22 protein-coding genes are annotated in these 26,677 nt (G+C 72.8%); 13 read left to right on the top strand and 9 right to left on the bottom strand.

The annotated features are described in order from the left end of the window. The first annotated feature begins 114 nt into the window (after positions 1-114). The 7 genes from LQK93_RS08710 (at position 115) to LQK93_RS08680 (ending at position 7,545) form a co-directional block, all read left to right on the top strand. Positions 115-654 (top strand): protein jag, encoded by a 540-nt coding sequence (locus tag LQK93_RS08710; RefSeq protein ID WP_374971474.1) that lies wholly within the window; start codon positions 115-117, stop codon positions 652-654. A gap of 198 nt (positions 655-852) precedes the next feature. Beyond that, positions 853-1,644 (top strand): 16S rRNA (guanine(527)-N(7))-methyltransferase RsmG, encoded by a 792-nt coding sequence (gene rsmG, locus LQK93_RS08705; protein ID WP_374971145.1) that lies wholly within the window; start codon positions 853-855, stop codon positions 1,642-1,644. A gap of 547 nt (positions 1,645-2,191) precedes the next feature. Continuing rightward, complete coding sequence (locus LQK93_RS08700; protein ID WP_374971144.1) at positions 2,192-3,148, top strand: ParA family protein; 957 nt, start codon at positions 2,192-2,194, stop codon at positions 3,146-3,148. 226 nt (positions 3,149-3,374) lie between these two features. Further along, positions 3,375-4,580, top strand: a complete 1,206-nt coding sequence (locus LQK93_RS08695) for a ParB/RepB/Spo0J family partition protein (protein WP_374971143.1) — start codon at positions 3,375-3,377, stop codon at positions 4,578-4,580. Between the two features lie 136 nt (positions 4,581-4,716). Further along, entirely contained in the window at positions 4,717-5,577 is an 861-nt protein-coding gene (locus tag LQK93_RS08690) for an Fpg/Nei family DNA glycosylase (protein ID WP_374971142.1), read from the top strand. A 122-nt stretch (positions 5,578-5,699) separates the two neighbouring features. Next, a complete protein-coding gene (locus LQK93_RS08685) occupies positions 5,700-6,623 on the top strand; it encodes a metallophosphoesterase (RefSeq protein WP_374971141.1) in 924 nt (307 codons plus the stop codon). A gap of 82 nt (positions 6,624-6,705) precedes the next feature. Then, positions 6,706-7,545, top strand: a complete 840-nt coding sequence (locus tag LQK93_RS08680; RefSeq protein ID WP_374971140.1) for an alpha/beta fold hydrolase — start codon at positions 6,706-6,708, stop codon at positions 7,543-7,545. Positions 7,546-7,612: 67 nt separating this feature from the next. Here LQK93_RS08680 and LQK93_RS08675 read toward each other — a convergent pair whose 3' ends face one another. Continuing rightward, positions 7,613-8,635, bottom strand: a complete 1,023-nt coding sequence (locus LQK93_RS08675) for a glutathione S-transferase family protein (protein WP_374971139.1) — start codon at positions 8,633-8,635, stop codon at positions 7,613-7,615. 238 nt (positions 8,636-8,873) lie between these two features. Here LQK93_RS08675 and LQK93_RS08670 point away from each other — a divergent pair, with 238 nt between their 5' ends. Further along, on the top strand, positions 8,874-9,545 hold the full coding sequence (locus tag LQK93_RS08670) for an N-acetyltransferase (protein ID WP_374971138.1): 672 nt from the start codon (positions 8,874-8,876) through the stop codon (positions 9,543-9,545). Between the two features lie 6 nt (positions 9,546-9,551). On the opposite strand, the gene LQK93_RS08665 is transcribed toward LQK93_RS08670, so the two are convergent. The 8 genes from LQK93_RS08665 to LQK93_RS08630 form a co-directional block, all read right to left on the bottom strand. Further along, positions 9,552-10,790 (bottom strand): N-acetylmuramoyl-L-alanine amidase, encoded by a 1,239-nt coding sequence (locus LQK93_RS08665; protein WP_374971137.1) that lies wholly within the window; start codon positions 10,788-10,790, stop codon positions 9,552-9,554. Between the two features lie 146 nt (positions 10,791-10,936). Next, positions 10,937-11,260: a thioredoxin gene (gene trxA, locus LQK93_RS08660; RefSeq protein WP_374971136.1), complete on the bottom strand. Its 324-nt coding sequence runs from the start codon at positions 11,258-11,260 to the stop codon at positions 10,937-10,939. 85 nt (positions 11,261-11,345) lie between these two features. Next, positions 11,346-12,389: a thioredoxin-disulfide reductase gene (trxB, locus tag LQK93_RS08655; protein WP_374971135.1), complete on the bottom strand. Its 1,044-nt coding sequence runs from the start codon at positions 12,387-12,389 to the stop codon at positions 11,346-11,348. 202 nt (positions 12,390-12,591) lie between these two features. Next, entirely contained in the window at positions 12,592-13,521 is a 930-nt protein-coding gene (locus LQK93_RS08650; protein ID WP_374971134.1) for a hypothetical protein, read from the bottom strand. A gap of 178 nt (positions 13,522-13,699) precedes the next feature. Beyond that, entirely contained in the window at positions 13,700-14,272 is a 573-nt protein-coding gene (gene sigM / locus LQK93_RS08645) for an RNA polymerase sigma factor SigM (protein ID WP_374971133.1), read from the bottom strand. Positions 14,273-14,274: 2 nt separating this feature from the next. Continuing rightward, positions 14,275-16,383 carry a hypothetical protein gene (locus LQK93_RS08640; protein ID WP_374971132.1) on the bottom strand — a complete coding sequence of 703 codons (2,109 nt, stop codon included), beginning with the start codon at positions 16,381-16,383 and terminating at the stop codon, positions 14,275-14,277. A 55-nt stretch (positions 16,384-16,438) separates the two neighbouring features. After that, on the bottom strand, positions 16,439-18,811 hold the full coding sequence (locus LQK93_RS08635) for a DUF6049 family protein (protein WP_374971131.1): 2,373 nt from the start codon (positions 18,809-18,811) through the stop codon (positions 16,439-16,441). A gap of 41 nt (positions 18,812-18,852) precedes the next feature. After that, positions 18,853-19,338, bottom strand: coding sequence for an NUDIX hydrolase (locus LQK93_RS08630; protein WP_374971130.1), 486 nt, complete (start codon positions 19,336-19,338; stop codon positions 18,853-18,855). Between the two features lie 108 nt (positions 19,339-19,446). Here LQK93_RS08630 and LQK93_RS08625 point away from each other — a divergent pair, with 108 nt between their 5' ends. The 5 genes from LQK93_RS08625 (at position 19,447) to LQK93_RS08605 (ending at position 26,640) form a co-directional block, all read left to right on the top strand. After that, on the top strand, positions 19,447-20,946 hold the full coding sequence (locus tag LQK93_RS08625; protein ID WP_374971129.1) for a CCA tRNA nucleotidyltransferase: 1,500 nt from the start codon (positions 19,447-19,449) through the stop codon (positions 20,944-20,946). 204 nt (positions 20,947-21,150) lie between these two features. Further along, positions 21,151-21,645: a hypothetical protein gene (locus LQK93_RS08620; protein WP_374971128.1), complete on the top strand. Its 495-nt coding sequence runs from the start codon at positions 21,151-21,153 to the stop codon at positions 21,643-21,645. Continuing rightward, on the top strand, positions 21,642-22,454 hold the full coding sequence (locus tag LQK93_RS08615) for a PP2C family protein-serine/threonine phosphatase (RefSeq protein ID WP_374971127.1): 813 nt from the start codon (positions 21,642-21,644) through the stop codon (positions 22,452-22,454). Before LQK93_RS08620 ends, LQK93_RS08615 begins: the two co-directional genes overlap by 4 nt. Positions 22,455-22,456: 2 nt before the next feature. After that, positions 22,457-24,925, top strand: a complete 2,469-nt coding sequence (locus LQK93_RS08610) for an FHA domain-containing protein (protein WP_374971126.1) — start codon at positions 22,457-22,459, stop codon at positions 24,923-24,925. Next, complete coding sequence (locus LQK93_RS08605) at positions 24,925-26,640, top strand: serine/threonine-protein kinase (protein WP_374971125.1); 1,716 nt, start codon at positions 24,925-24,927, stop codon at positions 26,638-26,640. The genes LQK93_RS08610 and LQK93_RS08605 overlap by 1 nt, the downstream gene beginning before the upstream one ends. Positions 26,641-26,677 lie beyond the last annotated feature (37 nt).

The raw sequence follows: 26,677 nt of genomic DNA, 5'->3' as shown, positions 1-26,677 counted from the left end.
GAGGCCGCCTCCGAGGCCGCCTCCGAGACCGCCTCCGAGACCGCCTCCGAGACCGACGCGGAGGCTTCTCTGGAGAGCCGCGCCGAGCACGGCGAAGCGACCGGCGAGGGCGGCCTGCAGGGCGCCGTCGAGGCCGACGGACCTGTCGAGGACGTCCCGGCCGACAAGCCCGGGAAGGGCTCGCGCCTGCGCCAGCTGGAGCGTGAGGGTGAGGTTGCCGCCGACTTCCTCGAGACGCTCCTGGACATCGCCGACCTTGACGGCGACATCGACGTGGACGTCGATGGGGACCGGGCCGCGATCGCGATCGTCGACTCCGAGGAGGGGCGTGTGCCCCGTCGGCTGGTCGGCAGCGACGGAAAGGTGCTCGAGGCGCTCCAGGAGCTGACGCGGCTGGCGGTGCAGGTGCAGACAGGCGAACGCAGCCGCCTGATGCTCGACATCGCCGGGCATCGCGCCGAGCGCCGGTCAGCCCTCGTGGAGCTCGCCCACGTCGCGATCGACGAGGTCAAGGAGTCGGGGGAGAAGCGTTCGCTCGAGCCGATGACGGCGTTCGAGCGCAAGGTCGTCCACGACGAGGTGTCCGCGGCCGGGCTGGTGTCCGAGTCCGAGGGCGTGGAGCCGCACCGACACATCGTCATCCTGCCGGCTTGACCGCGTGGTGGTTCCACGTGAAACGCGCCGTTTCACGTGGAACGACACCAGCGGGTGCTGTCGAGGCACCCCCTCTCCGGGCCGGCTGGCGGATCGGGCTTCTCCCGTCGAGCTCCTTCTGCCGCGCGGCCCGCGCGTGGTCAAGGAATGCCCTTCCCATCTGATGTTCCGATCTGCGAGACCGAGGAGTGTGAGCGCGTGGTCCACGAGTCTCCCGGTCCGGTTGGCGTACCTGCTACACCCCCCGCCGCGCGTGCAGTCTTCGGCGAACGGCTGGAGCTCGCCGAGCAGTTCGTCGCGATCCTGAGCGACACCGGTATCAGCCACGGACTGATCGGCCCCCGTGAGGCCTCGCGACTGTGGGACCGCCACGTGCTGAACTGCGCCGTCGTCCATGAGGCGATCCCGCGTGCTGGTGCTGGGCAGCGGGTCATCGACGTGGGATCCGGAGCAGGTCTGCCCGGACTGGCCCTGGCCATCGCGCGACCCGACCTGGAACTGCACCTCGTCGAACCGTTGGCGCGTCGCACCGGGTGGCTGAGTGGCGCCGTGGCGCAGCTCGGTCTCGACAACGTCGTGGTGCACACCTCCCGAGCCGAGGGGCTGTGGGACCGCGTGCGCGCCCCGTGGGTGACGGCTCGGGCCGTCTCGAGGATCGTCCAGCTCGCCGAGTGGACGCTGCCACTCCTCGAGGCACGCGGCAGCCTGCTGGCTCTCAAGGGGGGTCGGGCCACGCAGGAGCTCGCAGAGAGCCGTACCGCCCTTTCGCGGCTCGGGGTGGTGGACGCGGCCGTGGAGGAGTTCGGCGCGAGTCTGCTGCCGGAGGCGACGGTCGTGCTCAGACTCACCATCGGCGACGAGTTGGACCGCCGGCGCTTCCGGAGCCGCCCGCCATCCAGTGCCGGTTCGGCCCGTCGGCGCGCCGATCGGCCACGCGGATCCCGACGCACCGGCACGGGAGCGAGCGACCGTCAGCGTCGTCAGCCATGATCGTGTCCAGACCATTTCGTAGGCCGGTACCCGTCGATGCTCTCGAGGGACGAGCCGCAATCCCGGAGGTGCACTCCCCGTGACCATGTCGACCAACCTGGGCTGGCCCAGTGGCCCGGAGCCGTCCCCGGAGCATCGACGGCTGGGATGGCTCGGGCGGGGACTCAGCGTTTCACGTGAAACAGCACCGGGGACGGAAGGGCCCTTGGTGGCAGCCCGTGCGACCAGCGCCGCAACCCGGTCGCCAGTGCGGGACATGAGTCAGGGCGTCGGCAGCGACGCCGGGCAGGCCATCCGGTCGGCTGCGACCGAGACTCCGCAGACGCCGGAGGCGGCCGGGATGCGACCGGACCCCATCGAGGCCGCCCAAGACACCGTCGCAGGAGCAGCGGTCAGGGCCGACGGGTCAGCTGCGACCGTCGGAGGAGGCGGTGTCGACGAACAGCTCGGCGAGACCCACGGTCCTGTGGACAATTTGGTGGACAACCGCTCGCAAAACGGCGCTCCTGAACGGGGATTCGCGCCTGAGGTGGTTGGGGACAACCCTGTGGACGAGACGCGTCGTGCCGCCCAGGCCCGTGCCGATGACGCCGACCGTGATGCGCTGGCCGCGGCCATCCCGAGGGCCGGCGAGGACACGCCCCTCGCGATGGAACTGGCCGAGAACGCGCGACGGCGCATCCAGCTGACCGGGCGCACCTTCCCCAAGCCGGTGGCGCCGCGCGTGCTCACCGTGGCCAACCAGAAAGGCGGCGTGGGCAAGACGACGACGACCGTCAACATCGCCGCGGCCCTGGCCCAGTCCGGGCTTCAGGTGCTCGTCATCGACCTCGACCCGCAAGGCAACGCGAGCACTGCACTCGGCATCGACCACCATGCCGAGGTGCCGTCCATCTACGACGTGCTCGTGGACGGGACCCCCTTGCTCGAGGTGGTCCAGCCCTGTGCGACGGTGCCGAACCTGCATTGTGCGCCGGCGACGATCGACCTGGCGGGCGCGGAGATCGAGCTCGTCTCCCTCGTGGCTCGCGAGTCGCGCCTGCAGAAGGCGATCACGGCGGCGACCACGACCGGGCATGCGTTCGACTACATCCTCATCGACTGCCCGCCCAGCCTCGGTCTGCTCACCGTCAACGCGATGGTCGCGGCGAGTGAGGTCTTCATACCCATCCAGTGTGAGTACTACGCCCTCGAGGGCCTCTCGCAGCTGCTCAAGAACATCGAGCTGATCAAGCATCACCTGAACCCGGCTCTGCACGTCTCCACGATCCTCTTGACGATGTATGACGGTCGGACGCGGCTCTCGGCGCAGGTGGCCGAGGAGGTCCGCGAGCACTTCCCCGTCGAGGTGCTGCACACTTCGGTTCCCCGGTCCGTAAGGGTCTCCGAGGCGCCCAGCTTCGGTGAGACGGTCATGACCTACGACCCGTCGAGCAGCGGAGCCCTGGCCTACCTGGCCGCCGCGGGGGAGATCGCCGACCGCGGTGCGTCCGGGCCGTCATGACCGTCGATCGTGTGTTCCTCGGCGCTGGAGCGGCTCGGTTTCACGTGAAACGGGACTGAGGACGCCCGGCAGGGCGTCGTGGACACCGGTGTTTCACGTGAAACACCGGGTCGACCGGGGCCCAGAACGGCATGGAACACCCCCATAGCGCCTGTCGGTTGGTCGGCGGGCAGCACCTACACTGAGCGCGGCGCGATGGCCGCGCTGTCTGCGAAAGGTTTGGTCAATGGCGGAGAAGCGTCGCGCACTGGGTCGAGGCCTGGGAGCGCTCATCCCGAGCGCACCCACCGGAGGAGCTGGGCGACCGGTGGACGTCTTCTTCACCGAGCAGAAGCGCGACGAGGTGGTGCCCGCAGCGGAGACGGTGCCAAACGGGTCGAGCAGTGCCGCGCAGGTGACCACCTCACACGCTGAGCACGCAGGCGACGGATCGCCGGCCACGGGCACCGCGGCGGAGACCTCGACGCCGGGCGCGCCGGGACACGCGGCAGTGGACTCGAGCAACGGTGCGGCGGCCGATCCCGCTGTGACGGACCCGTACGCGGCTGCCGCGGGGGAGCCGGCCGGGGGCGAAGCCACGAGCAATCTCGCGGTGGTTCCGGGCGCCGAGTTCGCCGAGCTGGACATCGAGTCGATCCGACCGAACCCGAGGCAGCCGCGAACGGTCTTCGACGAGGACCACATGGGTGAGCTGGTCCACTCCATCCGTGAGATCGGCGTGCTCCAGCCGGTGGTGGTGCGGCGCATCCCGGCCGACCAGCTCGCCGAGGCGGACGGCAAGACGTTCGAGCTGATCATGGGCGAGCGCCGGTGGCGTGCCTCGCAGGCGGCCGGGCTGGACCTCGTCCCGGCGATCATCAAGGAGACGAGCGACGACGACCTCCTGCGCGACGCCCTGCTCGAGAACCTCCACCGGACCCAGCTCAACCCGCTGGAAGAGGCGGCGGCGTACCAGCAGCTGCTCGACGACTTCGGCTGCTCGCACGAGGAGCTCGCCACCCGGATCGGTCGCTCCCGCCCACAGATCTCCAACACACTGCGCCTGCTCCGACTTCCTCCGCTCGTCCAGCGTCGGGTCGCTGCGGGTGTGCTCAGTGCCGGACATGCTCGCGCCCTGCTCGGCATGGCCGACTCTGCTGCCATGGAGCGCATGGCCCAGCGGATCGTCGCCGAGGGCCTGTCGGTGCGCAGCGTCGAGGAGCTGGTGGCGCTCGGTGAGGGCAACGACGCGCCGAAGCCGCGACGCCCGCGTGCCGGCGGCCGGCATCCCCAGCTGGACGACCTCACGACGGGGCTGTCCGACCACCTCGAGACCCGCGTCGCGATCGCCCTGGGCCAGCGCAAGGGGAAGATCACGGTCGAGTTCGCGTCCATGGAGGACCTGCGGCGCATCCTCGACCTGATGGGGATGGCGCCCGCCGGCCAGGACTGACGTCCAGCCGAGCCGTTCCGATCACCCTGCGGCCCGGCCCGGCCCGGACACCGTGCCGACGAGCGCGGCGCAGCGGACAGGCCCTGCCCTGCTCACGGCGGCGCACGTGCCGGCGCACGACCTCGAGAGGAAAGACATGCCAGAGGGTCATACGATCCACGCGCTGGCCGAACGCCTCGAGCGAGCCTTTCGGGGCCAGCGGTTGCAGGCGTCGAGCCCCCAGGGGCGGTTCGCCGCCGACGCCGCGCTGATCGACGGGCTGGTGCTGGAGCGCGCACAGGCGTGGGGGAAGCACCTCTTCGTGTCGATGCAGGACGTGACTCTGCACGTCCACCTCGGCCTCATCGGTATGTTTCACGTGAAACCGCTGCCGGACGCCACACCACCGGCCCCCAACGGCGCCGTCCGGCTACGGCTCGTCGGTCCCGGGCACTGGGCCGACTTGCGTGGACCGATGATCTGCACCCTCGTCGACCGTGCGAGACAGCGCGAGATCATCGCAACCCTCGGGCCTGACCCGCTGCGGCGGCGCCCGCACCCCGAGATCGGCCTGGAGCGCGTCCGACGCAGCCGCCGGACCATCGCCGAGCTGTTGCTGGAGCAGTCCGTCGTCGCGGGGGTGGGCAACGTCTACCGCTGTGAGGTGCTCCACCGGCTGGCCGTGGATCCATTCACCCGAGGCGCCGACCTCTCGGAGCAGGCGTGGGACGAGGTCTGGGACGACCTGGTCCTGCTGATGCCGCTCGGTCGGGTCTTCGGCCAGATCATCACGGTGCCCGAGCAGGTCGAGCAGGCCCTCCGGCTGCGACGCTCCGGCCGAGCGCGGGAGATCACCAGGCAGCAGACGGGGGAACGCCTGGGCACCACCTTCGAACGGCGCTTCCAGGTCTACAAGCGCACCGGTGGAGCCTGCCCGCGCTGCTCGGGAACAGTCCGCCAGCGTGACCTCGGCGGCCGTCGGCTGTACTGGTGCCCGACCTGCCAGGTCCGCAGCTGAGGCCTGCGAGGCGAGCGGTTGCAAGCCGCGATGGCTCCCCTGGGAGGAAGGCAGTGAGCGAGTGCAGGGTGACTGCGGCGCCAGGGCCCGCGCCGGGACGGGCGCCGTCCTAGGCTGCTGCCGTGCCACGCTACGGGCCTCGTCCCACCCCGACCCACGTCCTCGCCCATCTCTCGGACCCGCACCTGATCGCGGGCGAGGACCTGCTCGCGGGCCGGATCGACACCCGCCAGCAGCTGCAGAAGGCCCTCGACCGGGTGGAGGCGTCGGGCGAGAGGATCGATGCCCTCGTGGTGTCCGGTGACGTCACGGACCGGGGCGACGTCGCGGCCTACGAGCTGTTCCGGGACATGGTGGCGCCCGTGGTCGAGCGGCTGGGCTGCGCTCTCGTGGTGACGGGCGGCAACCACGACGAGCGGCGCCCGATGGCCCGGGTGCTGCACGGCATCGACACCGACGCCCCGCAAGACCAGGCCACAGACGTGCGCGGGCTGCGCATCATCGCCATGGACTCGGCGGTCCCGGGCTACCACCACGGAGGGTTCTCGGATGACCAGTTCGACTGGCTCACAGAGGAACTCGCGCATCCTGCGTCGCACGGGACGATCCTCGTCGTCCACCACGCGCCCATCGTGTATCGGTCGCCGGTGATGCAGCTGCTCGACTTCGACGGCGTCGAGCGGCTGCGCCAAGTGGTCGAGGACAGCGACGTCCGGGCCGTCCTCAGCGGCCACCTCCACGTCACGAGCTTCGGCACCCTGGGGCGGGTGCCGGTCCTCGTCGCGGGTGGCGTGTCCTACGTCGACGACGTCGGCGCGCCGCGCGAGCTGCTCTTGGGAGTGGATGGGCCCCAGTCCTGGAACCTCGTCGAGGTGCACGTCGACCAGGTGGTCGCCACCGTCGTGCCCGTCGAGCAGCACCCGACGTGGCCTGCGCTGTCCGAACCCGTCAGGGCCTACCTGCAGTCGGTTCCGGAGGCCGAGCGTCGTGAGGCCTTCTCGCGCAAGCGCTCCCTGACTCCCGAGAACGCGCCCGAAAAGAAGTGATGACCCGAGTGTCGAAGGGCAGGCTCCCCGATCGACACGGAGATGAGGCTCGAACGGCGAGCCGACAGACAGCCAGGGAGCGATGCAGATGAACGGGAAGCAGCAGGCGACGTCGGCGGACGGCACGACCATCGCGTACGAGGCGTACGGCAAAGGACCGGCTGCGGTCATCGTGGGGGGCGCGTTCTGCGACCGGGGCTCCTTCCGGGACGTCGCGCAGGTGCTGGGCGACCTGGGCTTCACCGGTGTCACCTACGACCGCCGGGGCCGTGGAGACAGCGGTGACGAGCTGGCCGGCGCGGACTCGGACACGGTGCGTCGTGAGGCGGTCGCCCGCGAGGTCGATGACCTGACCAGTGTTCTCGCAGAGGTGAACGAAAACGGCTCTGCCCCAAGCATTTTCGGCGTCTCATCCGGTGGGGCGCTCGTCGTCCACGCCGTGGCGGCCGGTGTGCCCGTCGCTCGGGCGGCCAGCCTGGAGGTGCCCTACCGGTCAGCGGGTTGGCCCCCTGCTCCGACGGACTACATCGGCACCCTCGAGCGCTTCGAGGTGGCGGGCGACCGGGAGGGCATCCTGCGGTACTTCAACACCGAGGTCGTCGGCATGCCCGAGCAGGCCGTGGACGGGATGCGGGGCACGGCGATGTGGGACCCGATGCTCGCCCTGACCTACACCCTCAAGTACGACGGCCTGTGCCTCGGTGGAGACGACCACGGGCTCCCGACCGAGACCTTGGCCCGCGTCACGGTGCCCTTCCTCGCCGTCTGCAGCAGCGGAACCGCCCAACCGTGGCTCCACGACTCGGCGCAGGTGCTCGCCGACGCGCTCCCCGATGGTCGCGCGGTCGAGCTGCAAGGGGGCTTCCACCAGGTGCCGGCCCCGGTGCTGGCGCCGGCCCTTGCGGACTTCTTCCGCTCCTGACCACCCGGAGGCCGCCCCGGTTCCCTTGTCACACAAGGGAACCGGGGAAGCATGCGGTCCACCCGCGTCAGCCCGCGAGGAGAGCGAGCACCGGGTTGTGCTCCGGTGGAACGACCTCGCGCGGCGGCCCGGGGGGTGTGCCGTCCCCGAACGGGGAGCCGCCGAGCTCCTCCCGGCCGTGGGGAGCCGCCCAGTTCTCGAGGGACGGCCCGAGCGGCACCACGCCGGTGGGGTTTATGTCGGTGTGCACGATGTAGTAGTGCTGCTTGATGTGGGTGAAGTCGACGGTGTCGCCGAAACCCGGCGTCTGGAAGAGGTCGCGGGCGTACCCCCAGAGCGCCCGCATCTCGCTGAGCTTGTTGCGGTTGCACTTGAAGTGGCCGTGGTAGACGGGGTCGAACCGCACCAGCGTCGTGAAGAGGCGCACGTCGGCCTCGGTGACGTGGTCACCGACGAGGTAGCGGCGCGTCGAGAGGCGCTCCTCCAGCAGGTCGAGGTGATCCCACAGTCGGCGGTAGGCCTTGTCGTAGGCCTCCTGGGTGCCCGCGAACCCGCAGCGGTAGACGCCGTTGTTGACGAAGCGGTAGATCGGCTCGCTGACGGCCTCGATCTCGTCGGCGAGGGCGTCGGGGTAGAGGTCGGGAGCGCCGTCGCGGTGGAGGTCGCGCCACTGGGTCTCGAGGTCGACGGTGATCTGCTTGTAGTCGTTCGTCACCACGGCCCCGGTCGTGAGGTCGACCATGGCCGGAACGGTGATCCCGCGCGGGTAGTCGGGGTCGCGCTTGAAGTAGGCGTCCTGGATGCGCGGGATCTGCAGCACCGGGTCCACGCCGCCGGGGTCGAGGTCGAAGGTCCAGCTGCGCTTGTCGTGCGTGGGACCGCAGATGCCCATGGACAGCGCGTCCTCGAGGCCCAGCAGGCGCCGGACGATGATGGCGCGGTTGGCCCACGGGCACGCGCGCGACACGACGAGCCGGTAGCGCCCGGCCTCCACCGGGAACCCGTCGCGGCCGTCGGCCGTGATGCGGGTCGTGATGTAGTTCGTGTCGCGCTTGAAGCTCTTCTCGACGTACGTTCCCGGCTCGCTCATGGAGCCACCCTACGTTCCGTATGCCGGGTTGCTCCCGTGCTGCAGCACCTCGGGCCCGCGGCGTGCCGCGCCGCACGGCGGGCGTCGGTCGCCGCTTCCTTCGGACCTCCCGGATGCCCCGCATCCCTCCCCGGACCTCGGTCGAGCTCCACGGATCTCCGGGATCTCTGCGGGTCCCGGCGTGCTGCAACGGCGGCCCCGGGGGAGAATGCAGGCATGAAGGTCTCCGGGAGGCTCGATGCGTGAGCTGCGTCCGCTGACGCCGGACCGCGTCGGTGACCTCGTGGGCGGCTGCGCCCCGTGCACCTTCTGGCAGACCGTGCCGCGGAACGGGCACTCCGGACCGCGAGAGCCCCTGGAGCTGCTCTCCGAGTGGGTCGAGACGGTGTCCGCCGACTGGGGGAGCCCCGGCCGGGTCGCCTACGTCGACGGTCGACCCGCCGGACACGTCCTGCTGGCCCCGGCCCGCCACGTTCCACGCCTGGCGGCCTTCCCCACCTCCCCGTCAGACCCTTCGACGCTGATGCTCCTCACCGCGGTGACGACGCCCGCACATCCCGCGCTGCGCAAGGCGCTCGTGCAGGCGGCCGCCAAGGACGCCCTGGCCCACCGGGTCCGCTCCCTCGAGGCCGTGGGAGCGCGACCGCTCGCCGTCTCCAGGCACGCCTGCGTCCTCGACGTGGCCTTCCTCGAGAAGATGGGCTTCCGCGTCGAACGCGACCACCCGGCATACCCGCGCCTGCGTATCGACCTGCGCACCGTGGTGACCCTGCGCGACGAGGTGGCCGAGGCGCTGTCGCGTGCCCTCGCCCGGGTGCCCGGCGTGCATCCCGCCCCCGCGCCGCACCCGAACGGCACGAGTCACGCGAACGTGGCCGAGCGGCAGTCGGACGGCCCGCTGAGCCGTTAGGGCCGTTCAGCCGTTGGTGCCGTCGGCGGTTGGCCCCGCCGCGCGTGCCTGCTGTGCCCGCATGGTCTCGAGGTGCCGGCGGAGGTCGTCGAGGCGCAGCACGCCGGTGCGTGAGGTGTCGGCCTCGCCGAGGTAGACCCGCTGCAGGGCCACCACGACGGCTTCGGCGACGTGGTCGAGGGTCTGGCCGTCCGCCAGTGCGTCCGCGTCGCCCTGGTGGTCGAGGTAGCCGAAGTCGAGCCGGACCGCCGGCATGCGGGTGCGCCGCAGCAGCGGCCAGGTGCGGGCGTGCGTGCGGCAGTCGGTCAGGCCGGTGCGAGCCACGACCTCGCGCAGGAGCAGGTCGGCGAAGCTCTCCCCGATCACCGACCAGTCCGAGTGGGCGGCGCTGTCCGGGTGGCCGTAGAAGTACGTGGCGGCCCCGTGCGCGGAGCCCGAGGCGGAGTGGTCGGTGTGCAGCGACAGGACGAGGTCGGCGTCGCAGGAGTTGGCGAAGGCCGCCCGCTCCTCGTCGCTGCCTCCGTCGGTCGTCTCGGTGCGAGTGAAGACGACGTTGACGCCGTGGGCCGAGAGGCGGCCCTCGATGCGCCGGGCCAGGTCGAGCGCGAGCTGGGCCTCCACGAGCCCGTTGGCGCCGCGGGCACCGTCGTCACCCCCGCCGTGGCCGGGGTCGAGCAGGATGGTGCGGCCGCTCAGGCTGAAACCGCTGCGGCGAATCTGCTCACGCTCGCGCAGGGCGTTGGCCGAGCCTCCGCTCACCGAGCGGCGCAGGCCCAGGAAGGCGCGCATGGTGTCGGGACCGACGGTTCCGTCCGGGACGAGACCCACGGCTGCCTGGAAGGCACGCAGCGCCGCGTCCGTGGTCGGCCCGTGCATGCCGTCGACCTTGCCGGGACGGAACCCCAGCTCGACGAGGCGGGTCTGCAGGGCCGCGACGTCATCGCCCTCGATGAAGTGCTCGGGCACGTAGCGCAGCACCCGGTCACCGAGCGCCCATCGGGCGCCGTCGAGGACGGCATACGTGCTCCGGCCGACGATGCCGTCGACGAGCAGCCCTCGTCGCTGCTGGAACGACTTGACCGCCTGCTCCACGTGCTCGTCGTAGACCGCGTCGTCCGGCGCGGACGGGGCGTCAGACTCGGACGGGGCGACGAGGTCTCCCGTGAGGAGGAGGCGCTCGCGGACGGCCGCAACGGCTGGGCCGGAGTCACCGCGCCGGAGCAGACCGGGCTGCGGTGGTGTCATCTCGGCTCCTTTCCTCGCACGACTCAGGAGGGGTGGCGCGGCTTCGTGGTGCGTCGGCTCGGGAGCGCTCGGGCGCCCTGAGCAGCGTAGTACGCGGAAGGGGTGGCACCGTGACGACGGGCCACCCCTTCGATGCGGGGACAGGGTCAGGCGATGAACTCCTCGAGCTCACGCAGCAGCTTGGGCTTGGGGTGGGCGCCGACGATCGACTTGACGACCTCACCCTTGACATAGACGTTCAGCGTCGGGATGGACACGACGCCGTAGCGGGCCGCGGTGTCGACGTTGGCGTCGGTGTCGAGCTTGACGATCTCGATCTTGTCGCCGTACTGCTCGTTGATCTCCTCGAGGATCGGGGCGACCTTGCGGCACGGGCCGCACCACGTCGCCCAGAAGTCGACGAGCACGGGCTTCTCGCTCATGAGGACGTCGTCGGCGAAGCTGGCGTCGGTCGTGTTCTTCAGTGCCATGGAGGCTCCTTCTCGGTGTGCGGCAGGCGTGTGCGGCAGGGGTGTAGGGCAGTGGTGCAGCAGGTGGTGGTCGTCTGGCTGGAGGCTACGCGTCGGCACCGACGCCGGCCCGCACGTCCGGGATCTCGCCGGCGTCGGTCTCGTCGATGGCGGCTGCCTCGGCAGCGGCCTCGTCGGGCGTGGCGGTGTCCTCCAGGGCCGTGAGGTAGTGCTCGGCGTCCAGGGCGGAGGCGCAACCGGAGCCAGCGGCCGTGATGGCCTGGCGGTAGGTGTGGTCCACGAGGTCACCACAGGCGAAGACGCCGGGGACGTTGGTACGCGTGGAGCGGCCGTCGACGAGGACGTAGCCGGCGGCGTCGGTGTCCACGACGCCGGTGACGAGCTCGCTGCGCGGGTCGTGCCCGATGGCGACGAACAGGCCCGTGACCGCCAGCTCGCGGGTCTCGCCGGTCACGGTGTCGCGCAGCGTGACTCCGGTCAGCCTGCCCTCACCGTGGAGCTCGACGACCTCGGAGTTCCAGGCGAAGCGGATCTTCTCGTTGGCGTGGGCGCGCTCGGCCATGATCTTGCTGGCACGCAGGGAGTCGCGGCGGTGGATGATGGTGACGGTGCGGGCGAACTTCGTCAGGAAGGTCGCCTCCTCGATGGCGGAGTCGCCGCCGCCGACCACGGCGACGTCCTGGTCGCGGAAGAAGAAGCCGTCACAGGTGGCACACCAGGAGACGCCGTGGCCCGAGAGCTCCTTCTCGCGCGGCAGGCCGAGCTCGCGGTAGACCGAGCCCATGGCGAGGATGACCGAGCGAGCGCGGTGGACGGTGCCGGCGCCGTCGGTGACGGTCTTGACCTCACCGGTCAGGTCGACGGCGGTGACGTCGTCGGTGACGAGCTCGGCCCCGAAGCGTTCGGCCTGGGCACGCATGTTGTCCATGAGGTCGGGCCCCATGATGCCGTCCTTGAAGCCGGGGAAGTTCTCGACGTCGGTCGTGTTCATCAGGGCCCCACCGGCGGTCACGGCGCCCTCGAACACGAGCGGCTCGAGGTTGGCGCGGGCGGCGTAGACGGCCGCCGTGTAGCCCGCTGGGCCCGAGCCGATGATGATGACGTTGCGGACGGTGTCCGGACTCGACATGGTGACGTGCTCCTCGTGAGGCTCTGGGTTCGTGCGCGCGTGGCCGAGGTCCGTGCCCCTGTCGCCGGCATGGGCCGGTGCAGGCACGGGTCTGGTCGCGTGGGCTACAACCGATCCTAGGTGGTGCTTGTTCCCAGCCGGCACGTCCGGCCGCTCGTCTATCTGCTCGTGCCGGCGCTCGTCACGACGCGAGCGGAGCGACTCAGGGGACGTGCGTGGCGCCCGCGAGGATCCCCGGTGCGCCGGTCGTGCAGCTCCGCTCGACGGCCCAGGCGGTGCTCGTGCCACTGCGCGTCACGACGACGACCGCAGCGGGCCTGCCGTCGAACGTGGCCAGGTCGGCCGACACCGTGTCGGGAGCGGGGCGGGTGGCGTCGACGGCACCGATCGCCTCGAGGCAGGACTCAAGGCCGATGGAGGTCGCGATGGGACCGATCGCCGGCGACTCGGCGGCGAGTTCGCCGATGGAGGGGCCCGGGTGGTTCAGGAGGGTGCGCGCCTGCGCGGCGAGGCCGCTCGAGGTGTAGGCCGTGCGGCTGAGCTGGATGTGCAGCCCGCCGTTCCCGGGAGCCGGCGTGGGAGCCGCGGGGCTCGTCGCCGGCGCTCCGGAGGGGTAGCCGCCCCCGAGTGCGGCTGCGCCGTTGGGGCGCTTCGTCACGTGCAACGCGGAGGCGCCGACCGCCACGACGGCGGCCGCCGCCGCCACCGCGGCGATGAGGTAGGCGGGCCGGCGACGGCTTGGGGCCGACGGCAGCTGGAGGAGGTCGCCGCCGGTGTCGGCCCGCCGCCCGTCGGCGCCGTGTCGGCCTTGTTTGCTGCGCACGGTTGCAAGGGGTCCCGGGTCGACGCGCAGCCGGGCTTCCTCGAGCAGGGCTGTGGAGATGCGCCGGGACACCTCCGCGGGCATGGGGCCGGCCTCGGGCGCGTCGGCGAGGAGGGCGCGCACGTGCCGGTCGAGCTCCGGGTCCAGGTCGGTCCCCGGACCAGCGTCGGGCTCCTGGTCGGAGTCCGATGCAGCACCGTGGCGGGCATCCAGCTCGGCAGGGTCGAGCTCAGGGTCGAACTCGGGCTCGAGCTCGGGATCGGGCTCGGGCTCGGGGAAGCGCTCAGGGGTGTGCGCGGGCTCGTCCACGGATGTGGTCCTTCGGGCAGGGCGTGCGGTGGTCGTCAGGCAGGCAGGGGGTATGCCGGTCGCCAGGGTTTCGACGGCCCCCCGGGGTCCCTGGGTTCCACCGGGATTCAACCATTCTCGGCTGGGAGGGCCGACCGGGGACGGGGCCCGGTGGGGCCCGACCGACGTGGGGCGTGGCTCAGTGCGTCTCGACGGGGCGAACGCCCGGGGTCAGTCCCAGCCGCTGGGCGAGTGCCGCGCGACCCCGTGCGCAGCGCGACTTGATGGTTCCCTCGGCCACACCGAGGATCACGGCCGCCTCGGCCACGGGAACCGCGTGCATGTCGACCAGCACGAGCGCTGCCCGCTGGCCCTCGGGCAGCGCGGCGAGCGCCTCCTGGATGTCCAGGCGCACCTCGGTGGACGCGTGGTGGTCGTGGCGGTCGGCGAGCTCGTACTCGGGCAGCTCCGTCGTGGGCCGGCGGCGGCGCAGCCGGTCGAGGCACGCGTTGACGACGATGCGGTGCAGCCACGTGGTGACCGCCGCCTCCCCGCGGAAGGAGTCGGCGCGCCGAAAGGCCGCGATGAAGCCGTCCTGAACGCAGTCTGCGGCGAGCTCAGGGTCGCGCACGGTGCGCAGGGCGACGGCCCACATCCGGTCCTTGTGCCGCCGGAACAGCTCGGCGAAGGCCTGGTCGTCACCGGCGACGTGCCGTGCCAGCAGCTCCCGGTCGCTCGGGTCGGCGACCGGTCCAGCACCCCCCGGGATCACGGTCAGTGCACCGTGACTTCACTGATCTGGGCGCGGTAGTGGTTGCTCGACTCGGCCGGCGCGGCCTTGGTGACGAGGACGATGATCTTGCTGGCGGCCTTGAGCGTGCCCTCGGGCTTGATGGTCACCGTGCCGGTGGCGTCGCTCGCGGAGCCGATCTTCTGGGCGCCGTCCAGGGAGCGTGTGGAGCTCGAGTCGGTGGCGTAGACGGTGACGTCCTGTGCCTTCGGCAGGTCGAGGACGACCTCCTTGACGACGGTCGGTGCGCTGAGGTCGAGCAGCAGGCCGACGCCGTCCTTGTTGCCGTTGAAGGTCGGGCTGCCGTACCAGCGCGACCTCCACCCGCTGTCGGTCGAGCCGTCGAAGGCCTTTACGGCGCTCTGGTCTGACTCGGTGCCGTCCTGCGGGTCGAACCCGGTGCCGCCCGTGATCGAGACCGGGGCCGCGGGCGGCGCCGGGGTCGTGGTGGTGGGCGCCGGCCGGGAGCTCGAGCTCGGCGCCGGTCGGGTCGCGCTCGGGGCGCGTGTCTTGGTGACGGTGACGGCCGTGGCGGGATCGTGCTGGCCGATCTTCGCGACGTTCTGGACGCCGATGACCATCGCGAGGAGCACGAGCACACCCACGATGGCCAGTGCGATGCGCGCCTGCGCCCCGCTGGGTGCCTCGGGAGCCTCACGTCCCAGCACGGGCAGCGGCGGCTCGAGCCGCGTGGCGGGCGCCTCGTCGAGGGCGTCGTCGAGGTCGATCTCCTCGCCGTCGTAGTCGTCGTGCGCGGCCCGGCGCTCGGCGGCGCGGGCCGCCGCCTTGTCGGCCGCTGCCCGGGCGAAGGAGCCCACCCGGTCACCGATGGCCCCTGCCACGCCTCCGGCGGCCGCTGCGGCGGCGGCCACCCCGGGCGCGATGCGCTTGGCGTGGTCGGCGGACGTGCCGTCGACCCGTGGGTGCTCGAGGGTGTCAGCGGAGCGCGCTCCTGCCGCCGCGTCCCGACCGGCGCCCGAACCCGTGTCGGCCAGCTGGTCGAAGGCGACGGTGCTCGCCTCCCTGCCGACCGGCTGACCGCTCTGCGACGCCCGGTCCGAACGGAGCGACCGGCCGGACGCGCCGGACCGACCGCCGGCGCGCGAGGTAGCGGCGGCGCCGGCACCCGAGCCGGCACCGAGGACCGCGGCGCCGGCTGCACCGACGGCCGGGAGGACGCGGGTCGCACCGGGCGACAGCCGGTCGCCCCTGCCCTGTTGGCCCGTGCCCTGTCCGCTCTGGGCCTGTCGGCCCTGACCTTGCAGGCCGATGCCCGACGCGCCGTCGGAGGTGGGCGGCTCGGCGGGCCACGGGGCGATCTGGAGGGCGAGGTCGCCGGGTGACACCGGTCCGCGCCGGCCTTCACCCAGGGTCATCCGGCAGATGAGGTCGAGGTCGTTGGGCACCCCGGCGGCGATCTCGGAGGGGGCGGCCACGCCGCCGACGATCGTGGGCGCGGACTCGAGGCCCACCGGGCCTCCTGCGGCGATCAGCCCGTCGTCGACGGCCACCATGGGCCAGCGACCGGTCAGGCCGGCATACGCGAGCTTGACGAGGCCGACGGCGTCAGCACGGGACGCCCGCTCGTCGGAGAGCCGGTCGGCGTCGGTGAGGGCTGCCTCGGTGGCGAGGCCGCGGACCTTGACCGCGCCGTCGGGCATGCGCAGCAGCGAGCTGGGGGTGAGGGCCAGGTGGTGCAGGCCCCGGTGGGTGGCCTTGTCGAGCGCCGTCGCCGCCTCGCCGGTCAGGCGCCGCACCTCGTCGGCTGCCAGGCCACCGCTCTGCAGCAGGTGCGACAGGGGTGACGCCCCCGTCAGGGGCTCCTCGACGATGAAGCCGACCCCCTGGTCGGTGCCGACGTCGAGCACGCGCACGAGGCGGGGGTCCTCGATGCCGGCGGCCCGCCGGGCCGCGTCGAGCGCCGCGGCGGCCAGGGACGACCCGGCGGCGAAGCAGACGAGCACGACGTCGCGCTCGAGGGTGTGGTCCGTGGCGCGCCATCGTTCGTGGTGGGCGCCCTCGGAGGTGCGCAGCGTGACCGCGTAGCGGCCTCCCAGAACGGTTCCGGGTCCGACTCCCTGCACGTGCGTCACCCTCCCCTCGTCCAGTCCTTCGTGGATGCGTGGCTGGGCCCCATCCTAGGCCGACTCATGTGCCATCTCCGTGGTGCGCATCGCCGAGGGACTCGTGTGCCGCGGTGACGGCCTCGATGTCGGCGATCTGGTCGACGCGCGAGGTGCCCTTGCGCACCGCGCGCACGACGCCGACGAGCAGGACGAGCCCGACGAGCACCCCGCCGACCCAGTAGATGGTGGCATCGAGCGGGTTCGCGGCGACGGGGATGGTGGCCGCCGAGCCGATGACGGTGCCGTCGGCGGTCGTGAGGAAGGCGCGGATCTGCGCCCGGCCGGCGGCGACGGCCGCGACCTCCACCGGGACGTTGGTGCGCGACGACGGTCCGATCGTCACCGGAGCCGGCTGCGCCACGACGCGGATGCGAGGGTTGTCGGGCACGAGGCGCAGGCGGATGTTCTCGACCGTGTAGTCGAGGCCGTTCTCCACGGTGATGCGCAGGGTGCCGTTCTCGGCGAGCAGGTTGATCGTGCTCGTGCGCGGGACGACACGGATCGCGCTCGTGGCGGCTCGCACGTCGGCCGCAACGGAGTTGGCCAGGGCCGGCCAGGCCCTGGGCTCGTATCGCCAGCGCACGCTCGTCAGGTGGTCGAGCACCTCCCGGTAGGTGCGTTCGAACTCCTCGCCGTTGCTCAGCACCGAGGAGACGCTGAGCAGGGTGTCGCGCTGGTGGGCGAGCTGCGCGAGGCGCCGCGCGGTGAGTACCGGTGCCGGGGCAGTGCCCGGAGCCGTCCGCGACCACGCCGTCTGGGGCTGCGCCTTGTCCTCGCCGCTGTCGGCGAGCAGGGAGGCGACGCTGACGGGGTGCAGCCACGGGGCGCTGGAGGTCGCCGCGAGGAAGGAGGAGAGGCTCGCGGGGTCGGGGTCGTAGGTGCGCGGCGCGGCCACGAGCACGGAGCGGGCGGTGCCGGCGCGCTCGCCGAGAAGCACGAGCGTCTCGGCCAGGTAGCGCTGCGTCGACAGGACCGGGCTGGGGTCGGTGCGCCTCGGCAGCACCGACGAGAGGCGCGTGTCGTACGCGAGCAGCCGGGTCCCCGCGCTCGTGACGCGCCGCGCGGTCGGGGTGTAGGTGGTCGGCTTCGTGACGGCCGCCGCGTTGACGACGATGCCGGCCGGCTTCTTGACCGGGGTGCCCGAGAGCAGGGTCCGGATGCCGGCCTCGCGGCCGGGCGGGAGCAGCCCGTCCACCGGCCACACGATGTCGGTGTGCGCCGCCGAGCCGAAGTGGGACGCGAGCGTGCTCGCGCGGCCGACGAGGTCACGCACGATGGAGCTGGCGGCGTCGACGTCGGCGGTCGCCGCGACGTCGGCGTCGGCATACGGCAGGACCCACAGGCTGCGGCCGCGGAGCTTCGCGACGAGGTCGTCCCCGAGCGACGTGATGGCCTGCGAGGCGGACGGCGCACCGGTCGCCGGGGGGCCCGGGGCGGTGCTCCCGGAGGGGGTGGGGGTTGCGGGCGTGGTCGCGTCGTTGCTCGAGGGCGTCGCTGGACGGGTGGTGGCCGTGCCCGGACTCGTGGGCTGGTTGCCGGCCCCCGTGGGCGGCGTGGCGCTGCCGGCGTCGGCCGCGGCGGTCGGAGCGGTGGGTGCCGGGCCAAGGACCGACGGGTCGACGGCGAGGTCGACCGTGGAGCCGCGCGTGCCCTGCACGATGCGTGTCACGCGGGAGGCCGGTCCGATGGCCCTCTGCCACGCCTGCAGCCGGGTGGCGTCGTCGCGGGAGAAGACGCGGGGGTCGGGGTCGAGCGTGACGGGCAGGACGGTGGCGACGTCGAGCGGGACGTACTCCTTGCGGCCGTTCCAGGCGACGAAGGTCCGCGTGGAGCCGGTCGGCTCGGACGCGCCCGACTGGACGACGTCGACGGAGAGGGGCAGCGCCGCGAAGGCCTCGGGGGAGCGGAGCTGCTCCCAGGGCACGGTGGCGCTGAAGGCCTGGGTGTGGCCGGCGGCCACGGTCGGGAGCCGGGTCGTGGACACGGTCCGCCCCGACTCCTTCGTGCGGCCGGACGCCCAGTCGTCGAGGGCCGCCTTCTGGTTCACCGCGACGTCGCCGCGGACGATGCGCACCTCGGGGCTCGACAGCGGGCCCGTGGTCGGAGCGGTGATGGTGCCGGTCACCTTGACGTCGGCTCCGGGCTTCACGACGGCCGGTGCCATGGTTGCGAGCACCACGACCGCGGTGTCCCTGGCGGGCACCACCGCCCGGCGCGGCGCGGCGGAGGTGGACAGCGGGAGGGAGGCCGGGAGCGAGGTGGCGGCATACGCCGTCGGGTCGAGAGCGATCGGCACCGCGGCCGCCGCAGGGCCGGGGACGGGACTGGAGACGGTGGCGCCCAGCGCCGCCAGCGCGGTCGCGGTGGTGGCGAGGGAGCGCACGAGGCGGGTCACGCGACGCCCGCTCGATCCCGGACGCCGCGACCCCCAGAGGATCACGCCGTCCCCGCCAGCCGGTTCCACGCCGCCTGTGCGATGCGGCGCTCGTTGGGGAAGGTCAGTCTGCGGTGGACCTCGTCGAGGCGGATCCAGGCGACGTCGATGGCCTCGTGGTCGGGGTCGTTCTCGATGGACAGCTCACCACCCGTGGCCTCCAGCAGGTAGTGGTGCACGAACTTGTGCACGCGCTTGTCCGACGTGGCGAACCAGTAGTCGATGGTGCCGAGCTCGATCAGGACCCGACCGACGATGCCGGTCTCCTCCGCCACCTCGCGCGCAGCTGTCTCGACGAGCGTCTCGCCCGGCTCGACGTGGCCCTTGGGCAGGCACCACTCGATGCGTCCCGCCCGGTTGCGCCGGGCGATGACGGCGATCAGGGCCAGGCCCTCGCGCACGTCCACCACGATGCCGCCGGCGGAGCGCTCCTCGACCGCGGGCAGGCGCCTCCCCGACACGGGGCTGGGGACGGGCTGGGCGCTCACATCGCCACCATAACGGGCCAGACAATGAGTGCCCCTGTCCTTGGGGCGGGGTCGCGGACGCGGATGCGTGCGGTCGGGAGCGGCCCGCACGCTCACTAGGCTGGGCGGGTGCGAGACCGATCCGACACGCCCGAGCCCGACGGCAACCGGCCAGCCGAGGCCGGGCTGCCGCTGCTGCGCGCAGCGGTCGCCCGGCTCGCGCCCGTGCTCCCGCTCCTGACCGGGCTGGGGGAGCGCTTCGCGGCGTCGGGGCACGAGCTGGCCCTCGTCGGCGGACCGGTGCGCGACGCGTTCCTCGGCCGGGTCTCGCCCGACCTCGACCTGACGACGGACGCCCTGCCCGACCAGATCCTCGAGGTGGTCACCGGCTGGGCCGACGCCCACTGGGACATCGGCCGCGACTTCGGGACCATCGGCCTGCGCAAGGGCTCGCACGTCATCGAGATCACGACCTACCGTGCCGACACCTACGACCGGACCTCCCGCAAGCCGGAGGTGATGTTCGGCGACAACCTCGAGGGCGACCTCGTGCGGCGCGACTTCACGGTCAACGCCATGGCGATCCGGCTGCCCAGCCTCGAGTTCGTCGACGTCCACGGTGGCCTGTCGGACCTCGTGCAGCAGCGCCTGATGACCCCGTCGGCGCCGGAGGAGTCCTTCGCGGACGACCCGCTGCGGATGATGCGCGCGGCGCGCTTCGCCTCACAGCTCGGCTTCGAGGTGGCTCCCGAGGTGCGGGCGGCGATGACCGACCGCGCCGGCACGCTCTCGATCATCTCGGCCGAGCGCGTGCGCGACGAGTTCACCAAGCTCCTCCTGTCGCCCGACCCCCGGCTCGGGCTGACGCTGCTGGTCGACACCGGCCTCGCGGACGTGTTCCTGCCGGAGCTGCCGGCGCTGCGGCTCGAGCTCGACGAGCACCACCGGCACAAGGACGTCTACCACCACTCGCTCATCGTGCTCGAGCAGGCGATAGACCTCGAAGGGCCGGCCGACGGTCCTCCGGAGTCGGTCCCCGGCCCCGACCTGGTGCTGCGGCTCGCGGCCCTGCTCCACGACATCGGCAAGCCGGCGACCCGCAGGTTCGAGGACGGGGGCGGCGTCTCCTTCCACCACCACGAGCTCGTCGGCGCCAAGCTGGCGAGCAAGCGGCTCAAGGCGATGCGCTTCGACAAGGACACGACCAAGCAGGTCGCGCGCCTCGTCGAGCTGCACCTGCGCTTCCACGGCTATGGCGATGGGCAGTGGACCGACTCGGCGGTGCGCCGCTACGTCACCGATGCCGGGCCCCTGCTGCCCCGGCTGCACCGCCTGACCCGATCAGACTGCACGACCCGCAACGCCCGCAAGGCGCAGCGGCTCTCGCGCGCCTACGACGACCTCGAGGAGCGCATCGAGAGGCTGGCGGCCGAGGAGGAGCTGGCGAGCATGCGGCCCGAGCTCAACGGCAACGAGATCGCGCAGGCCCTGGGCATCCGGCCGGGCCCGGTGCTCGGCGAGGCCTACGACTACCTCCTGGCGGTCCGGCTCGACGACGGCCCGATCGGCAAGGACGCCGCCCGCGAGAAGCTGCTCGCGTGGTGGGCGCGGCGCGAGACCCCGGCCTGACGGCATACGGGCGTTCGGGTAGGCGCCCGAATGGGGCAGTCCTTCCCATCGCACGCCTGCGCGCCTGCACGTACGCTCGGGCGCACCTCGTCCGCCCCGTACCGCCCGGCGACGTCCCGTCCGCTGATCTGACACGGCCTGTCGTGAATGATTGACTGACCGCGCCGTCCCCGAGCCTGCGGGAACGACCGAAAGGAACCAGCCATGACCACCCTCGCGTACCCGAGCGCGGACTTCCCGGGCCAGCCGGCGGTGACCCTCGACGTGCCCGAGGGATGGGAGCCGGCGCACGCGCCCGGCACGACCATGGCGGCCCGGCTCCCGCGCGAGGGGGCGTTCGCGCCCAACGTGGTGGTCACCATCGAGCAGTGCGGTCCCGCCTACCGGGTCGAGGAGTCGCTCGATCAGGTCGCGTCCCTGGCCGCCACCCGTGGGGGCGGCGTCTCCGAGCCGTATGCGGCGCAGCTCGGCGGAGCCCACTTCGTCGGGTGCGACGCGACCTGGCCCGACGCCGACGTCGAGACCGTGCTGCAGGCCAACCTCTTCCACCACGTCCCCTCCGGCGCAGCCGCAGGGCACGTGGTGCAGCTGACCGGCGCCGTGGGCGGCTCGGAGGCCGGGGCCGACTACGAGGTGATCCGCCAGGTGCTGACCACGGTGCGAGTCCTCCCGTGGACCACCGAAGGCGCCGCGTCATGAGCGCGACGATGCCCACGATCGCCGCCGGCGTTGCCACCGACGTGGGACGCGTGCGCCGCCACAACGAGGACTCCGTGCTCGTGCGCGGCACCGTCTACGTCGTCGCCGACGGGATGGGTGGCCACGCCGCGGGGGAGGTCGCGAGCCGGATCGCCGCCGAGACCGTGGTCGAGCTCGCCGACCGCCCCGCCCTGCAGGTGGGGGACATCGTCGAGCAGGTCGGCGAGGCGAACCGGCGCATCCTCGCCTCGGCCGCGCACCACCCCGACCAGACCGGCATGGGCACGACCGTCGCAGGGCTGGCGCTCGTCTCGGTCGGGGGCTCGCGGCACTGGGCCGTCTTCAACATCGGTGACTCCCGCGTCTACCGGCTCCTCGACGGGCACCTGTCGCAGGTCACCGTCGACCACTCCGAGGTGTGGGAGCTGGTCGAGCGCGGGCTGTTGACCCCCGAGCAGGCGCACCGGCACCCGGGCCGCAACATCGTGACCCGCTCCCTGGGCCGCGACCCGATGGGCGCCGTCGACACGTGGGTCTTCCCGCCCTACCCGGGCGAGGTCTTCGTCATCTGCTCGGACGGCCTCTCCAACGAGCTGACCCTCGAGGAGATCGAGTCGGTCCTGGGCGAGCACCCCGACGCCGAGGACGCGGCCGACGCCCTGGTGCGCGCGGCCGTCGAGGCCGGGGGACGCGACAACGTCACTGCTATCGTCGTCGCGGTGCAGGGGCACGGTGCCGACTCCGACGTCGACGAGGACACCACCCCGCGCGAGACCATGAACGGCTCATCAGGGGAGAGCAGGTCGTAGACGTGAGTGGCCCGTCCGATGTCCCAGCTGTCATCGTCGAACGGGCCCCCGACGGGTGGACGCACATCGGGGGTCCCGGCATGCACCTGCTCATCGGTCTGGACGAGGACGACGACCGCACCATCACCGCGAGCGACGCCGCCGACGGCGGTGACCTCGACGACGTCATCGAGGTGCTGACCGCCGGCGGTGTGCGCAAGGCGCACCACTTCGTCGGCGTGCACTGGCAGCCGCGCACCCGCGTCGTCGCCTTCGGCCCGGTCTCGGCGCTCGTGACCCTCGACGACGGCACCGAGCACGACGTGCGCGCCACGAGCAGCCGGGTCTGGACCGACCTCGACCTTCCCGACCACCCGGAACGCGTCGTCCTTCGCGTGCTCGAGGAGTCGGAGCGGTCGCAGCCCACGCCGCCGCAGACGTTGCAGGCCGGGCTGCCTGACGGTCAGCTGGGCGAGGGTCAGCAGGGCGACAGCCAGAAGGTCGACGGGGCCCTCGAGCCGGCCGTCGCGGGTGACCTGGCCGTGGGTGCCGCCTCCGCACTCCAGCCGCCGGCCAGTTCCCCGTCCCACCTGCCGGTGCCCGAGCCCGTGGCCGAGCCGGCACCCGGATCCGGGACCCAGCCCGTGGCCGAGTCCGCCCCCAAGCCCAGAGCCGCTGCTCCCGAGTCGTCGGTCGTCGACGCCCAGCCGCCGGGCGCCGACGAGCAGCCGCCCGCCACGTCCGCTTCAGCGCCCGAGCCGTCGAGGAGCAGTCGCTGGGACCGCAGCTGGGCGACGCCACAGCCCGCCGCTCCCGCCGCCCCTCCCGTCGCCCCTCCCGTCGCTGACGCTCTGCCTTCTGTCGCTCTGCGCTCGTGGGCCTCGGTCAGGCCGCCGGCGCCGTCATCTCCGCCGGTGGTCCCGGTGCCCCCAGGGCCGGGCCCGGCCCGGGCCCAGGTCGCCGAGCCGGTCTCGGCACCGGTTCCCGCCGCCGACCGGCCTGCTGCCGACGACCTGCCCCCGGCAGCGCCCCGGGACCTCGAGTCGACGTGGGCGGCCCGGCCCGTCATCGAGCCGGAGCGCGCCCCGGAGCCGGTTCGAACGACCCGCGGCGGGTCCGGCTCCCTCCACACCGCTGACCCGCACGACCAGGACGAGCAGGAGGTAGCTCCGGTAGCCCCGAGCTACGACTACCTCTTCGGCCACACCACGGCGGCCGATGAGCACCGCCGGGTCCTGGCCGAGCTGGCCCGGTCGGAGGACGACGACGATGCGGGCGAGGACGGGATGCCCTCCGTCCCTGCCGTCGCCGACGCGAGCGAGGCGCCCGTGACCAACCTCGCTCCGGCGGCGGAGGTTCCCCCGCAGGCCGTCCCTGCCGTGGCCGACGTGCCCGAGGTGACCGAAGTGACCGAGGGCGGCCTCATCTCGTCGGTGCCGTGGGCCAGCCCGGCGGCCGCCCCAGAGGTGCCCAAGCCCGAGCCCGAGGTCCCGACGTTCTCCGGCCGGCACACCCCGCCCCCGCCGCCCAGCCTGCTGCCGCCGATGAACACGCCGCCGCCGGGCGTTCGCGCCCCGGAGGCGACCCCGCTCATCTCGACGGTCCCGCCCACACCACCACCGGCACCAGCACATGCACCCTCGGCCGGCCCTGCCCCTGTCGTCCCTCCCGTGGTGGCCGCACCTTCCCTTCCGGTGACCACACCTCCCACGCCGCCTCCGCCGCCACCGCTCCCGCTCCCGCCGCAGGCGCCCCCGGGCCGGAGCCCGGTGCCCGCGCCCGGCGCACCCGTGACGGGCGCGACGGCATACCCGACGGCCCGGCCGCCCGCTGAGCCGACGTTCGACGTGCCCGTCATGCCGCGCCCGACCCCTTCGGCACCCCCGACCCCTCCAGCGCCCCCGACCATGGCTGCGGCCACCGGCCCCGACCTCGGCACGGACGGCGGGGACGACGACGGGGAGCTGACCGTCGACCGCAGCGCGCTGCTCGCCGCCCGCGACGCCGCCCGGAACCAGGCGATCTCCGGCCCCAGCGTGCTCGCCGTCCTGTGCTCGGCGGGGCACCCGACGCCCCCGCACAGCGACCGGTGTCGCGTGTGCGGTGCAGGCATCCCGCCGCAGGGCCCGTTCACGATGCCGCGGCCGCCGCTGGGCGTCCTGCGCCTGTCCACCGGCGACGTCGTGACCCTCGACCGCAGCGTGCTGCTCGGCCGCGCACCGAAGCTCGGCGACGGCCTGGCCGCCCACGACCGGCCACACGTGGTCAAGGTCCCGAGCCCCGAGCGTGACATCTCGCGCAACCACGTCGAGGTCATCCTGGAGGGCTGGCACGTGCTCATCCGCGACCTCGGCACCACCAACGGCACGACGGTCACTCTCCCGGGTGGCAGCCCCGTGCGCCTGCGCGCCAACGACCAGCAGGTCCTCGAGCCCGGCTCACTCGTGTCCATGGCCGACGAGGTCTCCTTCACCTTCGAGGCCGCGCTCTGATGGCATCGCGCAAGGGAACCCCGCCGAAGATCCCGGGGCTGGTCTTCGTGCAGCCTCTCGGCTCCGGAGGCTACGCCGACGTCTTCCTCTACGAGCAGCAGAGCCCTCGCATGCCGGTCGCGGTCAAGGTGCTCAAGGCCGAGGGCCTCACCGACGCGCTGCGCCAGCAGTTCGTCGAGGAGGCCGACACGATGGCGGCCCTCGGCGACCACCCCTACATCGTCCAGGTCTTCCGGTCGGGAACCTCCGACGACGGCCGTCCCTACCTCGTCATGAAGTACTACCCGCCGCCCAACCTGGCGATGCGGGCGCGGGCCGAGCGCTTCTCCGTCGAGGACGTGCTGCGCACCGGGATCCAGCTGGCCAGTGCCGTCGAGACGGCGCACCGCGCGCGCATCACGCACCGCGACATCAAGCCGGCCAACGTCCTCGTCAGCGCCTACGGCGCGCCGGGACTCACCGACTTCGGCATCGCCGGCCGCGGCGCCCGCGAGGGCGACGTCGAGGCCGAGACCACCGACGACGTCGGCGTCTCCGTGCCGTGGGCGCCCCCCGAGGTGCTCTACGGCCAGAGCAACGGCGACGAACGATCCGACGTCTACTCGCTGGCGGCGACGCTGTGGCAGCTCCTCGTCGGGCGCTCGCCGTTCGAGGTGCCCGGGGGCGACAACTCCGCATACGCCCTGATGCCCCGCATCCGCAGCACGCCGCTCCCGCCGACGGGTCGCCAGGACGTGCCCCCGGGCCTCGAGCGCCTGCTGGCGCAGGCGATGGCGAAGGATCCTGCGCACCGGCCGTCCTCGGCCCTCGAGCTCGCGCGGGCCCTGCAGGCCGTCGAGCAGCAGCAGCGCCTGGGCCGCACCCCGATCGTCGTGCTCGACGAGCAGGGCCACACGACTTTGGTGAGCCAGACGTCCGGCTCGCCCACGGGCGCCTCCGTCGACGACGAGGACCGCACCCGGGTCAAGGCCCCGCAGACGGTCGTCGCGCAGCCCGTGGGTCCGTCCCCGACGGCACCCGACGACGAGACGCGTCGCCGCCCGGACGCGGGAGGCCAACGATGGTCGCCCACTCCGTTCCCGAGTCCGGCGAGCCAAGGGAGTATGCCGTCCGCCGCGCCCGTGCGCCCGGCCGCGGTCACCGACCCCGTCCACAGCTGGACGGCACCGCTCGAGTCGGACGCCTCCGACCACGCGACGGTCCGGCGGGCGGGCGGCGCCTCGGGTGCCCAGGCCGGCCCGCCCCCCGCGGCTGCACCGTCGCCGTCGCCGCTGGCGCGGCCGGCGGTGCTGTGGGGCCTCGTGGCGGGGGTCGTGGTCCTCGCCGGGCTCGTGCTCTTCCTCGTGTTTCGCCCCGGCGCGGAGCCCACCCCGGCTGTCGTCACCCCCAGCCCGACCGTGTCCATGCCGGGCGACGACAGCGCCATCGGGCAGGGCCTCTTCGACAAGCCGACCCTGTCGGCCGTGTCGAGTCGCGGGAGCGTCCGTTTCACGTGGAACTACTCCGACACGTCGGCGAAGAACGTCTACGTGCTGTGGCTCGGCCCGACTCCCTCCGATGCCGGGAACCCCAAGCGCGCCAAGGCAGTCCGGGTATCGGCGATGTCCTACTCGGTCAAGGCGCCCAAGGGCACCCGGGTCTGCGCCACCGTCCTCGTCGGCCGGTCGGGCCAGACCTCCCCGGGCTCGCCCGTCCAGTGCGAGACCGCCCAGTGACCGCCGTGACCGACCGGCGCGAGCGCGTGAGTATGCC

Source organism: Terrabacter sp. BE26, assembly GCF_041941675.1.
In the GTDB taxonomy this organism is placed as follows: Bacteria; Actinomycetota; Actinomycetes; order Actinomycetales; family Dermatophilaceae; genus Terrabacter.
This window is presented reverse-complemented; position numbering and strand designations above follow the sequence as displayed.

Coding starts and splice junctions, on each gene's coding strand:
- LQK93_RS08615 (WP_374971127.1), top strand. CDS start 21,642: ATGAGCGCGACGATGCCCACGATCGCCGCCGGCGTTGCCACCGACGTG.
- LQK93_RS08690 (WP_374971142.1), top strand. CDS start 4,717: ATGCCAGAGGGTCATACGATCCACGCGCTGGCCGAACGCCTCGAGCGA.
- LQK93_RS08605 (WP_374971125.1), top strand. CDS start 24,925: ATGGCATCGCGCAAGGGAACCCCGCCGAAGATCCCGGGGCTGGTCTTC.
- LQK93_RS08620 (WP_374971128.1), top strand. CDS start 21,151: ATGACCACCCTCGCGTACCCGAGCGCGGACTTCCCGGGCCAGCCGGCG.
- LQK93_RS08665 (WP_374971137.1), bottom strand. CDS start 10,790: ATGACACCACCGCAGCCCGGTCTGCTCCGGCGCGGTGACTCCGGCCCA.
- LQK93_RS08680 (WP_374971140.1), top strand. CDS start 6,706: ATGCAGATGAACGGGAAGCAGCAGGCGACGTCGGCGGACGGCACGACC.
- LQK93_RS08670 (WP_374971138.1), top strand. CDS start 8,874: ATGCGTGAGCTGCGTCCGCTGACGCCGGACCGCGTCGGTGACCTCGTG.
- trxA (WP_374971136.1), bottom strand. CDS start 11,260: ATGGCACTGAAGAACACGACCGACGCCAGCTTCGCCGACGACGTCCTC.
- LQK93_RS08695 (WP_374971143.1), top strand. CDS start 3,375: ATGGCGGAGAAGCGTCGCGCACTGGGTCGAGGCCTGGGAGCGCTCATC.
- LQK93_RS08675 (WP_374971139.1), bottom strand. CDS start 8,635: ATGAGCGAGCCGGGAACGTACGTCGAGAAGAGCTTCAAGCGCGACACG.
- trxB (WP_374971135.1), bottom strand. CDS start 12,389: ATGTCGAGTCCGGACACCGTCCGCAACGTCATCATCATCGGCTCGGGC.